Annotated in this window: 12 protein-coding genes; 6 read left to right on the top strand and 6 right to left on the bottom strand. The window is 45.0% G+C overall.

Annotation, left to right across the window (positions count from 1 at the left end):
• The first annotated feature begins 49 nt into the window (after positions 1–49).
• From metA to L9Q40_RS21345, 5 genes are all read left to right on the top strand, one after another.
• A complete protein-coding gene (metA, locus tag L9Q40_RS21365) occupies positions 50–991 on the top strand; it encodes a homoserine O-acetyltransferase MetA (protein WP_014232008.1) in 942 nt (313 codons plus the stop codon).
• 149 nt (positions 992–1,140) lie between these two features.
• A complete protein-coding gene (gene pilW / locus L9Q40_RS21360) occupies positions 1,141–1,863 on the top strand; it encodes a type IV pilus biogenesis/stability protein PilW (RefSeq protein ID WP_498794565.1) in 723 nt (240 codons plus the stop codon).
• Between the two features lie 165 nt (positions 1,864–2,028).
• A complete protein-coding gene (locus tag L9Q40_RS21355) occupies positions 2,029–5,193 on the top strand; it encodes a response regulator (protein ID WP_498794564.1) in 3,165 nt (1,054 codons plus the stop codon).
• 11 nt (positions 5,194–5,204) lie between these two features.
• On the top strand, positions 5,205–5,681 hold the full coding sequence (locus tag L9Q40_RS21350; protein WP_498794563.1) for a hypothetical protein: 477 nt from the start codon (positions 5,205–5,207) through the stop codon (positions 5,679–5,681).
• A gap of 1 nt (position 5,682) precedes the next feature.
• Entirely contained in the window at positions 5,683–6,774 is a 1,092-nt protein-coding gene (locus L9Q40_RS21345; RefSeq protein WP_498794561.1) for an outer membrane protein, read from the top strand.
• Here the strand turns inward: L9Q40_RS21345 and L9Q40_RS21340 are convergent.
• The 4 genes from L9Q40_RS21340 to L9Q40_RS21325 form a co-directional block, all read right to left on the bottom strand.
• Complete coding sequence (locus L9Q40_RS21340) at positions 6,771–7,097, bottom strand: hypothetical protein (RefSeq protein WP_020336389.1); 327 nt, start codon at positions 7,095–7,097, stop codon at positions 6,771–6,773. The two genes, L9Q40_RS21345 and L9Q40_RS21340, sit on opposite strands and share 4 nt — an antisense overlap.
• 225 nt (positions 7,098–7,322) lie before the next feature.
• Complete coding sequence (locus tag L9Q40_RS21335; RefSeq protein WP_243974059.1) at positions 7,323–7,757, bottom strand: Mpo1 family 2-hydroxy fatty acid dioxygenase; 435 nt, start codon at positions 7,755–7,757, stop codon at positions 7,323–7,325.
• A gap of 160 nt (positions 7,758–7,917) precedes the next feature.
• Complete coding sequence (locus L9Q40_RS21330; protein ID WP_409390911.1) at positions 7,918–8,274, bottom strand: MmcQ/YjbR family DNA-binding protein; 357 nt, start codon at positions 8,272–8,274, stop codon at positions 7,918–7,920.
• Positions 8,275–8,294: 20 nt separating this feature from the next.
• Positions 8,295–8,777, bottom strand: a complete 483-nt coding sequence (locus tag L9Q40_RS21325; protein ID WP_263836952.1) for a MarR family winged helix-turn-helix transcriptional regulator — start codon at positions 8,775–8,777, stop codon at positions 8,295–8,297.
• A gap of 119 nt (positions 8,778–8,896) precedes the next feature.
• Between L9Q40_RS21325 and L9Q40_RS21320 the strand changes: the two genes are divergently transcribed.
• Positions 8,897–9,763: a DMT family transporter gene (locus L9Q40_RS21320; protein ID WP_498794560.1), complete on the top strand. Its 867-nt coding sequence runs from the start codon at positions 8,897–8,899 to the stop codon at positions 9,761–9,763.
• A 264-nt stretch (positions 9,764–10,027) separates the two neighbouring features.
• Here the strand turns inward: L9Q40_RS21320 and gabT are convergent, their stop codons facing one another.
• Together gabT and L9Q40_RS21310 are read right to left on the bottom strand one after the other, a co-directional pair.
• Positions 10,028–11,299, bottom strand: coding sequence for a 4-aminobutyrate--2-oxoglutarate transaminase (gene gabT / locus L9Q40_RS21315; protein ID WP_498794559.1), 1,272 nt, complete (start codon positions 11,297–11,299; stop codon positions 10,028–10,030).
• 11 nt (positions 11,300–11,310) lie between these two features.
• Entirely contained in the window at positions 11,311–12,738 is a 1,428-nt protein-coding gene (locus L9Q40_RS21310) for an NAD-dependent succinate-semialdehyde dehydrogenase (RefSeq protein WP_498794558.1), read from the bottom strand.
• Between the last annotated feature and the right edge of the window lie 68 nt (positions 12,739–12,806).

The following is a 12,806-nucleotide window of genomic DNA, read 5'->3' as shown; positions in this document are numbered from 1 at the left end:
GCTTTAGATGTATAGACGTCTAGATGACTAGAATTAGGGAGAGAAAGTCGTGCCAATTAGAATTCCAGATCAATTACCAGCAACTGACATACTAAGGACAGAGAACATCTTCGTGATGAGTGAGACTCGAGCGGCTAGTCAGGAAATACGTCCGTTGCGAGTACTGATTCTGAATTTGATGCCTAAAAAAATTGAGACTGAAACGCAGTTTTTGCGTTTGCTTTCAAACAGTCCTTTGCAAGTCAATGTCGAATTATTGCGGATTGATGATCGCCCGAGTAAAAATACGCCTACCGAACATCTGGACAATTTTTATCGTCAATTTGAGATGGTTAAAAATAAAAACTTTGATGGCTTAATTATCACAGGCGCGCCACTTGGCCTAGTACAGTTTGAAGATGTGCTTTATTGGGACCATTTAAAAACAATCATGGAGTGGGCTAAAGATCATGTCACCTCTACCCTTTACGTATGTTGGGCAGCTCAAGCCGGGTTAAAGTTACTTTATGACCTGCCTAAAAAGACGCGTAAAGAGAAGCTTTCAGGTGTTTACCACCATCAAATTCATAACCAGTATCATCCAATATTACGCGGCTTTGATGACACGTTTTTGGCTCCGCATTCTCGCTATGCAGACTTTTCACCTCACTTCCTTGAGGAACATACGGACCTGGATATCTTAGCGACTTCAGATGTGGCTGGCGTTTACCTAGCGACAACCAAAGACAAACGAAACGTATTTGTGACGGGCCACCCTGAATATGACTCTCATACTCTCCACAATGAGTACATTCGTGATTTGGGCGAAGGAATGGAGCCAGCAATTCCGGTGAATTACTACCCGAACAATAATCCAGACAATGTTCCGAGTGCAAGCTGGAGAAGCCATGGTCACTTGCTGTTCGCAAACTGGCTAAACTATTGTGTTTACCAACAAACACCGTACGATCTTGACCATTTCAGTGAGTCTGCTTTCACTAAAGATGACTAATCCAATGCGTTAACTTTGTGAACCGAGCCGCCATATGGCGGCTTTTTCATATCAGATTGCAAACCCGCTCGCATAGTAATTTTTCGTCAATAGGTTTTTATCTCGCAATTCTTATCATGCTGTGAGATTTAGGGATACAGGGACGAGAAATGAAAACGATTAAGCTGGGCACACTTTTGCTGATAACTCAATTTTCACTGCTGGGATGCGTTACCGTAAAAGAAGACGGCTCTCCGATCGTTAAGCCCGACCCTATCGCTATGGCAGAGTCCCGTATCGCTCTCGGCTTGGGTTATCTGGAAGGTGGCAGCACTATCCGTGCTCATGACAATTTGCGACAAGCGCTTACTCACGCACCTAACTACTACCGTGCACAACTTTCTATGGCTCACTATTACGAGTCCGTCGGCGAAGAGTCAAAAGCCGAGGAAATGTATAAACGGTCACTCAACCAACATGCCAAAAACGGTAACGTGCTCAACAACTACGGCACGTTTTTGTGTAAACGTGGAGAATATAAAAAAGCAGATCTGATGTTTACACGAGCCATTGAGCAACCCTACTACTATTTGATCCCCGCGAGCTATGAAAACGCCGCGTTCTGCTCTCTTAAATCCAAAGACAACGATAAAGCAAGATATTACTTTACTCGCGCTATTGAGCACGATCCTCACAGACCAAAATCGATACTGCAACTCGCGAAGCTGGAAATAGAGTCGGGTGACTTTACCGATGCCAGAATTCGATTAATGCGATTCAATCAAATGTATGGGGTAAAAAAGCCCTCATTACAACTTATGGTTGAGCTAGAACGTGTGGCTGGAAACGAGGCTCTGGAAAAAAGGTACAGAGCACAACTCGACCAAATGTAACAAATCAGATGAATCAGTTTGAAAGTCCCTGTTTTAATAGGGAGTCTATTTGAAGTCTTGTCACACTTCTATTCTCTATTTAGTCAGAGTTCTGTTTACCAGCCTAACTATTTAGTTATATAAACTACACTTTTCATATCAACCTTTTGAATATGGAAGTGTACTGTGAGCGGAATTTTTTCCTGGGATAACTTGTCTGTAAAGCAAAAACTATTTGGCTTAGTTCTTTTGCCAATTATGCTATTGCTTATACTGGCAGGCCAGCACGTACACCGCCTTTCAACCCAAGCCCAAGAATTACATAGAGCACAACGATTTACTGACTATATCGATATCGTCTCCTACCTTTACGACTTACCTAATAATCCGCAAGTTAGCGATAAATCCGAGGAAGCGCAGCGACTCACTCTTGAGCTTAAAAAGTGGACGCCTGCGATTTTCGGGTCAAATGCCGAAATTTCTAGTCTGTTGACGAGCTTTGAAGAAGCGAATGCCTCATTACTGTCTGTCAAAGAAAATGATGATCGACTGGACGCTATAGAATGGCGAACGGATCTTTATGAGCAGATCCTTCTGAGCTTAGATCAAATCTACTTTAATAATATCAGCCATGAAACCAGTAACGATCTGTCTTCTATTCTCCAACTCGAATGGCTTATGTTTTGGTCGACCAAAGAGCATCAACTTAGCCATTTCCTCATCCAGTCAGTTGAACAAGATCAGCACTACGACTCGGATATTCGTGACGAAATTAAGTCACTGGTTCAGAACCAGCAGCTATTGATAGAGCGCTTCGTGACACTGAACGCCAACCAAAAGCAGGTCAACTTGCTCATTGATACCTTTACCGACGATGTGTTTCGAATAAGCCAAGAGTTTCGAACCAGTTTGCTTCAAGAACAAGAACTTCAGATGCTCAGCCCTCAACAAATTTCTGACGGGTTGGAAGCGCTCAACAAACGTCTCTCTCTCATCCACGATATCGACAACAAAATTGAGCAGCAGCTGCAAGCGAGTATCAGTCAGTCGATCACCAGAACAACTCAGCATCGTTTAGTCTTTATCGCTGCCATCTCGCTCGTTACTATCTTAGTGATTAGCCTGACGATACGACTAATTCGTAAAGTGACCGGAAATTTAAATGTCGTCCTCGAATTCCTTGCTCGCGAGAGTTATAACTCAGATTCACCGCTATCCGAATTGATAAAAGGCAAAGATGAGCTCAGCAGATTTGCCCGTGAAGTCGATAAGCTCAGCTTTGAGCGCGAGCAAACCAAACTGAAATTAACCCAAGCGAAAGAAGACGCAGAAAAAGCAAAAGATGAGGCGATCGAAGCGAGTAAAGCCAAAAGCAGTTTTCTGGCTAACATGTCACACGAAATACGAACGCCGTTAAATGGTGTCATTGGCATCTCCGAAGTCTTGTCAGATACGGCTCTGACCGCGGTACAACGCGACTACGTCGATACGATAGAAACCTCATCACAACTGTTGCTGGGCCTTATCAATGACGTATTGGATTTTTCTAAAATTGAATCCGGTATGCTTTTAATTAGTCCACATTCAACGTGCATTCGCGAGTCAATCTACGACATCGCCTCCATCATATGCCCTAAAGCGAAAGAAAAAGGCATTGATGTAAAAGTCAATATCAGCCGAAATACGCCATACCATGTCATGGTTGACGATCACCGCTTGCGCCAAGTCATCATGAACTTTATGTCCAACGCAGTAAAGTTTACGGAACAAGGTTATGTACGGCTTTCGGTTACCACTAAGACGCTCACCGACTCTTGCGCCACCATTGAGTTTGCCGTTGAAGACTCTGGCATTGGGATTGATGAGCAACAGCAACAAATTATTTTTGCTCCCTTCGCTCAAGAAGATAACTCTACAACACGACAATTTGGAGGCACTGGCCTGGGACTCGCCATCAGTACTCAACTTGTGGATTTAATGGGAGGAACGATACAACTGGAATCAGCGAAGGGACGCGGAAGCCGCTTTTTCTTTGAAGTGACCGCCTCGGTGGCTCAGCAACAATTTACTCCTCACCATACGTTAAACCAAAGTCAGATTTGGCTTGTGTGTGATGACGCCGAATTAGAAATGAAACTCCGTGATGAATTGAGCGTCTATCAGATCGACATTCATCAGTCGGTCAATAAACTCAGCGCCTTACCAACCTGGATTAACGACAATGAAAATATCATCATTGTTTACGCTGAGGGCGCACCCAATGTGGCGATCACAACATCCGATTATATGCGTAGGCTTGAAAACCAAAACATTCGCATCTGTTTGATTAAACATTTGCATAGTGACCAATTTGATTTTGGCAAAGTGGTCAGCGTCATTATCACTCAGCCACTACTCGGTCAACGCCTTCTCGCAGCACTTGAAAGATGTGAAGCAAGTTTCTCAGAACCTAACTCACTTCATTCTGCTCCCCTTCACGTCCCCACATTGCCGAACGTCTTGATTGTGGACGATAACACCGTTAATCAAAAGATAGCAGGCCTGCACCTGACTAAAGCGGGGTTTAACTTTGATGTTGCTGAGAATGGTGTGGAAGCCATCGATATGTTCAGAAAGCACCAATACAGCTTGATACTGATGGATTGTATGATGCCAGTAATGGATGGTTTTGAAGCAACCGAACACATTCGTCAAATTGAAGCCAGTGAACAACGACCTTTTCGTATCCCGATCATCGCGCTCACCGCGAGCGTGGTCGATGATGATATTCAAAAATGCTTAGCTGTTGGAATGGACGACTACATTCCAAAACCCTTTAAAGCCGACATGTTAAAGGCGAAGTTGGATAAAGCATTTGGTCTTCGCTTTAAGAAACCTTTGAGCGCCGAGCATATACCAGAAGTAAAAGACGTAACCGAAACCTCACCTTTGCCTGCTCAACGTGTGGGTGAGCCAACGATTAATGCTTTGTCACTGAAAACAGAACGAGTTTTGCTGGTAGAAGACAACCGAGTCAATCAAAAAGTGGCGTCGTTACTGTTGGATAAGGCAGGCTATCAATATGAAATTGCAGAAAATGGCCAGGTAGCCGTGGAAAAATTCCAGCAAGATTCCAACTTCGCCGTCATATTGATGGACTGCATGATGCCAGTGATGGACGGGTTCGAAGCGACAAGGCAAATTCGTGCTTTTGAAAAGGAAAACGGGCTTAAAAAAACCCCCATCATCGCGTTAACCGCCAGTGTCGTAGATGATGATATCCAGCGTTGCTTTGACTCAGGGATGGATGCCTATGTGCCAAAACCAGTGAGAAAAGAAAAGCTACTGCATCAAATCGAAACGATGATTTAGGTTAACGGCTTATGATGAGTCTCGGTCCTCGTTATCGCCCTTCCTCTTGGTTGCTTGCGACAAGCACGTTGATACTGGTTTATCTTCTGCTCCTGAGTGCGCCCTTGTACGCCGCTGATAACTACGCCATTTTTTCATTTAATTCAAAGTTTGATGCGCTAACAATAAACAAGGCAAGAAAACTCTACAGAGGTAAAACAAGCCTGTTACAAGGAGAGCGAGTTGAGCTTTCTGACTGGCCAGAAACGTCAACCGAACGGACAGAGTTTTATCGCTACCTTCTTAATAAAAATCTTGCCCAAATGAACGCACATTGGGCGAGTTTGTCGTTCTCAGGTAAAGCCCGCCCGCCCAAAGTCATCGAACAGCCAAGTATCGATGCTCTATTGGCATGGATGCAAGAACAACCCAATCGAATTGGCTACGCACCTGTAAACAGTCTGCCATCTAACGTCCACATTCTATATGTTGTAAGCTCGGAGAATTGATATGAAAAAATATCTGACCACAATACTACTTACCAGCATGGCTTTTCCGAGCATAGCAACCATTGAAATAACAGATAACCTCTCATTGAGTGGGTTTGGTTCAGCCTCCTGGGCGAGATCAGATAACCACACGCCGTTACTGATCAACCGATTCATCAAAGACGAAAGCTGCTTTGATTGTGATACAACGTTTGGTGTGCAGCTAGATTATTTCTCCGGTGCATTGCGTTCGTCAGTACAAGTGGTAAAAAGGCCACAAGATCACTGGAGTGACCCGCAGCTCGAATGGGCGTATCTTGCCTATACGTACAAAAACTACGATATTTACGCAGGCCGATTAAGGCTGCCCCTATTTTTAGCGTCCGAGTATTATTACGTCGGGCATGCGCTCACGCCCGCTCGTGCTCCCACAGAAGTGTATGATAGTTTACTCGGTATCACGGCCTATAATGGATTTTCAGTTCGTTGGCTTTATGACCTCAATGACAAAGCGATGATTACTGCTATGCCATTTGTAGGCTTCAAAGACGATAGCGATATCACCATCAATGACAACACAAAACTTAAAGTGGATGTGAATGATGTCGTTGGCATCAATGTGACGCTAAGTGGTGACCGCTATCGCTGGAACTTTGTTTATTTAAACGGAGACTACGACCAAACCACCATTCTTTCGAACGCCGAACAAGACATTCCAGGCCTTGGCACTATTGTGGTCGACCGTTTGACGCTTACAGAAAATGACTCAAAGATAGACCTGTATTCGTTGGGGGCTAAGTATGAAATAGATCGATTCACTATAGCGGCAGAAGCCCAAACCAGTGATATCTCAACCACTTGGTACGCCACCGCCAGTTATAATAGGAACAAATTCACACCGTACACTGTCTACGGGCAAATCTTCGATGAACATGAAAATAAAGCCGGAGATAGCTACCTTTTGGGATTGAGATATGACATCACATACAACGTATCTCTTAATGCAGAATGGCAATATTTTAAGGCGTTTGGTGATGGGTTAGGTACCTTCTCATCAATGCCGGAAGACGATAATTCCAACATGTATACGTTAATGCTCAACTTTGTTTTCTAGTTTTGCTTCTGTTGATTGGCACTTTTCTGCTTCATTTTGAGTTGCTTATCTTTTCGCCTTAACGCTCTAAAAAATTTCGACTCTTCGTGATACCAACCTAATACGCTAATAGGGAATCCCACCAGCATCATGATAAATAAATCCGCTGGCAACTGTTCAATGATATCCATAAAGGAGTGCAAGTCGCCAAAAATGAATAAACCAATTACTTTACCGACCAGCAACGCACAACAAATCATAAAAAACGACTTTAAGATGTAGTGCCATTTGCCTTTTTTACGTTCCTCTTTCCAGTAACTATATTTGTGCTCGCGGTTATACATCTCCCCTCCATACGTGACATTGTCACTCAGCACATAACCACTTGGTTTCAGTGCGCCACATCACTTTAAGCATAGTGTGAATAACAAGGCATTGCTGTCCAAACCAGCCGATCAGCCTAAATATTTTGGACAGCATTATGGAGAGCATGACGCGATGCAGGCTAGTGACAAAACAAGATATAACCCAAGCCTTTGCTCATGCAGGGTTAACCAGATGCGTTGTGGTTATTGCTTTCTAAACACCCAGACAGGGCCAATAAGAAGAAATTGTAAGTCTTCGTAAAATGAAGGCTTGGTTCCTTCTATTTTGTGCCCGATGAATTGCAACATCCAGAGAACACCAAAAATAAGTAAAGAGATATACAGAACCGGAAGTTGCAGCACTTCCAATGACCAGATTAAGCCAATACACGCCAATGTATAGCCCAGCATCATCATGAAGACACTGAGAGACAACCGGTAATAAAATATCCAAACAGGAATGACGGCTAACCATACCCAATTTATTTGATAACCGACGATAGACAATTGAGGAATCGACCAAATTAACCCAACGACAGAAAGATAAATGCCGGGCACGGCTATCGCGTGAATTTTTCGATTGATTGGGTTTTGATGACTTTCCCCATAGGCTTTAAGCCAGTCAGATAGTGCTCGCATAGCATTTCCCTCTTTGCCCTTATACTTTTTATATAGCCTGTACTTAATAAAGGCGCGAGTTTTTCTGAAACACGAGCTAATAATTCAATTCGGTCATGGTGATAAGAGCAAGATATCCGTCACTTTCTCCTGCCAATACTCTGATTTATCTGTGCTCTAACTACGCGAAACCTAACGAAGCACGCTGAGCTTTCGTCAACTTAGCAATGACAAGCTCGTATGAACGTTCACATAAATCCTGGATAAGTCCATCCTCGACATCTCCATTGAAATACACCGTGACCCAGTGTTTTTTATTCAAATGGTAACCGGGGGTGATATCAGTGAACTGAGAAGTCAGCACTTCACCATCCTCGGGTTTTACTTTTACACTGACGTAGTCTCGACCATCTCTTTGGGCAAGTATTGCGAACATTTTCCCTTTGATCTTAAAAACTAAAGCTTCAGGTCCAAACGGAAAGTCACTTTCCGCGCACATAAACGTATTAAGGTACGTTTCTAACGCTTTGATTTGCATCCCACACCTCGCAATTGATTTTATTCAAACTGTGGCAACAAGCTCTTTAATGCCTCATTAAGCTTTAACTTTTCTTCATCAGACAAGCCATGCATAAAGCCTCGTTGAACCTCAACATGTTCAACAATCAACTTATCGATAAGCATCAAACCCTTAGCCGTCAATTCAACCGTAACACTGCGTCTATCTTCCTTACTATGTTCTCTGACAATTAAACCTTTCGTTTCCAACTTATCTAAACGATTGGTCATCGCTCCGGACGTAAGCATCATTGACTCGATCAAGGCTGATGGCGTCAAACAGTATGGCGCTCCTGCTCGACGCAACGTCGCCAGTACATCAAATTCACCCATTTTAAGGTCATACTGCTTATGAAGCTCTGCGACTCGAGTCTCCATGTGTTTGGCAATTCTCATTAATCGCCCCATGATGGCCATCGGCTGTGTGTCGAGCTCAGGCTTTTCTTTAAACCACTGCTCTACCAGTCTATCAATTGCGTCCATTTCTTACTTCTCTCCAAAGCAACGCGGCTTGTCTAATTACTTTAACATGAAGATACTTTACAAAAAGTAACCTAAGGCGTATCTTTGCACTTAATTATCTTAACGTAAAGATATTTGACATGAACATTTTACTCGCCATGATCCCGGCGTTTTTCTGGGGCACGACTTATGCGGTTACGCAGTATACGGTGCCAGATTGGCCTCCTATTCTGCTGGGTGTCCTGCGCGCGCTGCCCGCGGGCTTACTGCTACTCGCGATAAAGCCGACATTGCCGAAAAAGCACGAGTGGAGAGCCCTGCTTGTATTAGGCACGATCAACATCGCGCTGTTCTTCTGCCTTGTCTTTGTCATGGCACTCACACTGCCTGCGGCGATTTCAGGCGTGGGTATGGTTTCATTACCCGTATTTGCGATGCTGTACAGTTGGGTGGTCTATAAACGCCGACCTAACGCGTTACAGGTATGCCGAGGCCTTGCTTTGGTTGTCCTCGCGTGGCTGCTATTTAATCCGGCAACCATCACACTGAATCCGGTTGGTTTGATTGCCATGCTTTCTGCCATTATGTGTATTGTGATCGGCAGCAGCGTTACTAAAGCACTCGGTACAAGAATGCATTGGTGGACGGTCCTGACTTGGCAGTTGATCATTGGTGGCGTGATTCTGACAATTGTTTCCGCTGTGATGGCTAGCCTTGATCCTGAGCCATATCTCAGTGCGGTACGACATACGTCGCTGGCTAACATCCTGGGGCTGCTCTGGGTGATCATTCTTAATACCGCATTAAGCTACACCATGTATGTCTGGCTTCTGCAAAGAATGTCTGTGGTTGACTTTACCTTTGGCAACATCATTAATCCGATTGCTGGTATTTTATCTGGCTTGTTACTGCTTGGAGAAAGCTTCACGCCTGTTCAATATAGCTTGATGTTGGGTATGATCTTGGTATCGCTACTACCACAACTTGTGATGAAATTTTTCAAGTAGGCATGGCCAACTTTATACCACTCTGGAAAATTAACTGATCAGGGAACAGGGGTCGATAAACAAACTCTATTTGCCATGGATGGCAAATCGAAGCCCCATGGATGGGTTCATGCGTGTTTGTTATCGATACCTGTTTTCTGCTTCTCTATCATTAAGTATGACCACTTTCTTACTTAGGTATTATTTAGGAAGGAACAGATTGATCAAAAAAGAGGAAGTCACTGACTTCCTCTTTGAATTAAGGCTCGATTTGTTTACTGGGTTTTACGCCAGCTCAAGAATGATTTTTTCCAGTTTGTCTAAACCTTCGTTCAGTACTTCTGACTCGATAGTTAGCGGTGGAAGCAGACGAATAACGTTCGCTTTTACCCCACAAGAAAGCAGAATGAGACCGTTCTCTTGCGCTTTAGCAATGACCGCTTTGGTCATGTCTTGCAGAGGCTTACCCGTTTCTGGATCAGTAAATTCAATCGCCATCATGGCGCCAGTGGTACGGATTTCACCAATCGCAAGCACTGATTTTTGCAGCTCAGTCATACGTGCATTAACCACTTCGCCAATGCCCATCGCTTTCGCACACAAGTCTTCTTCTTCGATGATTTTCAGTACTTCCAGACCAGCAACACAACCTAGTGGAGAGCCAGCATAAGTACCGCCTAAGCCACCTGGAAGTGCAGAGTCCATGACATCTGCTTTACCAACCACAGCTGAGATTGGGAAACCACCCGCAATGCCTTTCGCCATGGTCATTAGGTCTGGTTCAATACCCAGGTATTCGGTCGCAAACATCTTACCGGTACGGGCGAAGCCTGTCTGGATTTCATCAGCAATCAGCATGATACCGTGCTTGTCACACAACTCACGCAAGCCTTGAGCAAACGCTTCAGGCGCTTTGTAGAAACCACCCTCGCCTTGTACAGGTTCAAAAATGATCGCTGCAACGCGTGAAGGCTCGATATCACAAGCAAACAGATCATCGATCGCTTGTAGGCTTTGCTCAACGCTGATGCCGTGGAAGGCATTTGGGTATGGTGCGTGGTAGATTTCATTCGGGAAAGGACCAAAGCCTGCTTTGTATGGCGCGACTTTACCCGTCAGACCCATTGTCATGTTGGTACGACCATGGAAGCCACCTTTAAACGCAATCACGCCGCTACGGCCAGTGTGGGCACGTGCTACTTTCACTGCGTTTTCTACCGCTTCTGCGCCTGTTGTCAGGAAGATGGCTTTCTTCTTAGTCTCACCCGGAGCAAGTTCAGTTAATTTTTCCGCCAGCTCGACGAATGATGCGTAAGGCGTCACCATCGCACAAGTGTGTGAGAAGTTATCGAGCTGAGCTTTTACCGCTTCGCTGATGCGCTTATGAGAATGACCAGTATTAGTCACCGCAATGCCCGCCGCGAAATCGATGTACTTGTTACCTTCAATATCCCAAACATGCGCGTTCTCTGCTTTCTCTACGTAAAGCGGGTATAGCGCACCCATACCTTGAGCAATTACCTGGTTTCTTCTTTCGTGTAGTTGTTGGTTAGTCATTGTTTTTATCCTTAGTTACCGCCAAAGCAGAGATATTTCACGTCCATGTATTCATCGATACCCTGTTTTGCTCCTTCTCGTCCGATGCCGGACTGTTTAACACCACCGAAAGGAGCCACTTCAGTAGAGATCATGCCTTCGTTAATACCCACCATGCCGTATTCAAGCGCTTCTGCGATCTTCCAAACACGGTGAATGTTCTGGCTATAGAAGTATGATGCTAAGCCGTAAATCGTATCGTTCGCCATTTCGATAAGCTGTTCATCAGTATCAAAGCGAATCACTGGCGCGACAGGGCCGAAGATTTCTTCAGAAACAATCTTCATGTCGTGAGTCACGTCTTTTAGCACCACTGGCTGCATGAACAAGCCATCAAGCTCTTTAAGCTCAGTGACTGGCTTCGCACCTTGCTCGATAGCACCATCAATTAACGCTTGGATGCCCTGCTTCGCTGACTCGCTGATCACCGGGCCGATATTCACGCCCTCTTCCAGGCCATTGCCAACTTTAAGCTGCTGTACCGCTGCATCAAACTTAGTGACAAACTCGTCATACACTTTGCTGTGTACGTAGAAACGGTTCGCACAAACACACGTTTGGCCAGCATTGCGGAATTTAGACGCCATAGCACCAGTTACTGCGGCATCGATATCTGCATCATCAAATACGATGAATGGTGCATTGCCACCCAGCTCCATAGATGTGCGTTTTACGTCACCCGCACATTGCTGCATCAGCACACTGCCGACTTGAGTGGAGCCGGTAAACGAAAGCTTGCGGATCAGTGGGTGTGACGTGAAAATCGCGCCAATCTGACGAGAGCTTTCCCCAAGAACAACTTGAAGTACGTCTCTTGGAATACCCGCTTGATAAGCGAGTTCAGCCACTGCAAATGCAGAAAATGGTGTGGCTTCTGACGGTTTCACGATAAAAGTACAACCTGCCGCTAGTGCCGGACCCGCTTTACGGGTGATCATTGCGATTGGGAAGTTCCACGGCGTGATGGCACACGCAACACCAATTGGCTGTTTAATGGTCACCAAACGCTTGTCTGCACTTGGTGCAGGAATCGTGTCACCGTAAGTACGTTTCGCTTCTTCTGCAAACCATTCGATAAAGCTTGCCCCGTACAGCACTTCGCCTTGAGCCTCTGCCAACGGCTTGCCTTGCTCTAGTGTCATCAGGCGGCCAAGATCTTCTTTATTTTCTAGCAGAAGTTGGTACCAACGATTCAGCAAGCCAGAGCGAGTTTTCGCTGGCAGCGCCGCCCATTCTTTTTGTGCAACGCTAGCGCGTTCAATACCATCTAGAATGTCGGTTTCAGTCGTCACTGGCGCATAGCCAAGCACTTCGCCCGTGGCTGGGTTCGTTACCGCTGTACCTTGCACTTCACTCGCCACCATGAACGAAAGAAGGCTTTTGTTTTTAATCTGTTCCATGGTTATTCCTTTTAACCGCTTTTCAACAGCGCCACACTAACGAAGCAACTCGTGGCGATGTATTTCGC

It is taken from the genome of Allocatenococcus thiocycli (genome assembly GCF_921292965.1).
Classification (GTDB): Bacteria; Pseudomonadota; Gammaproteobacteria; order Enterobacterales; family Vibrionaceae; genus Vibrio; species Vibrio natriegens.
This window is presented reverse-complemented; position numbering and strand designations above follow the sequence as displayed.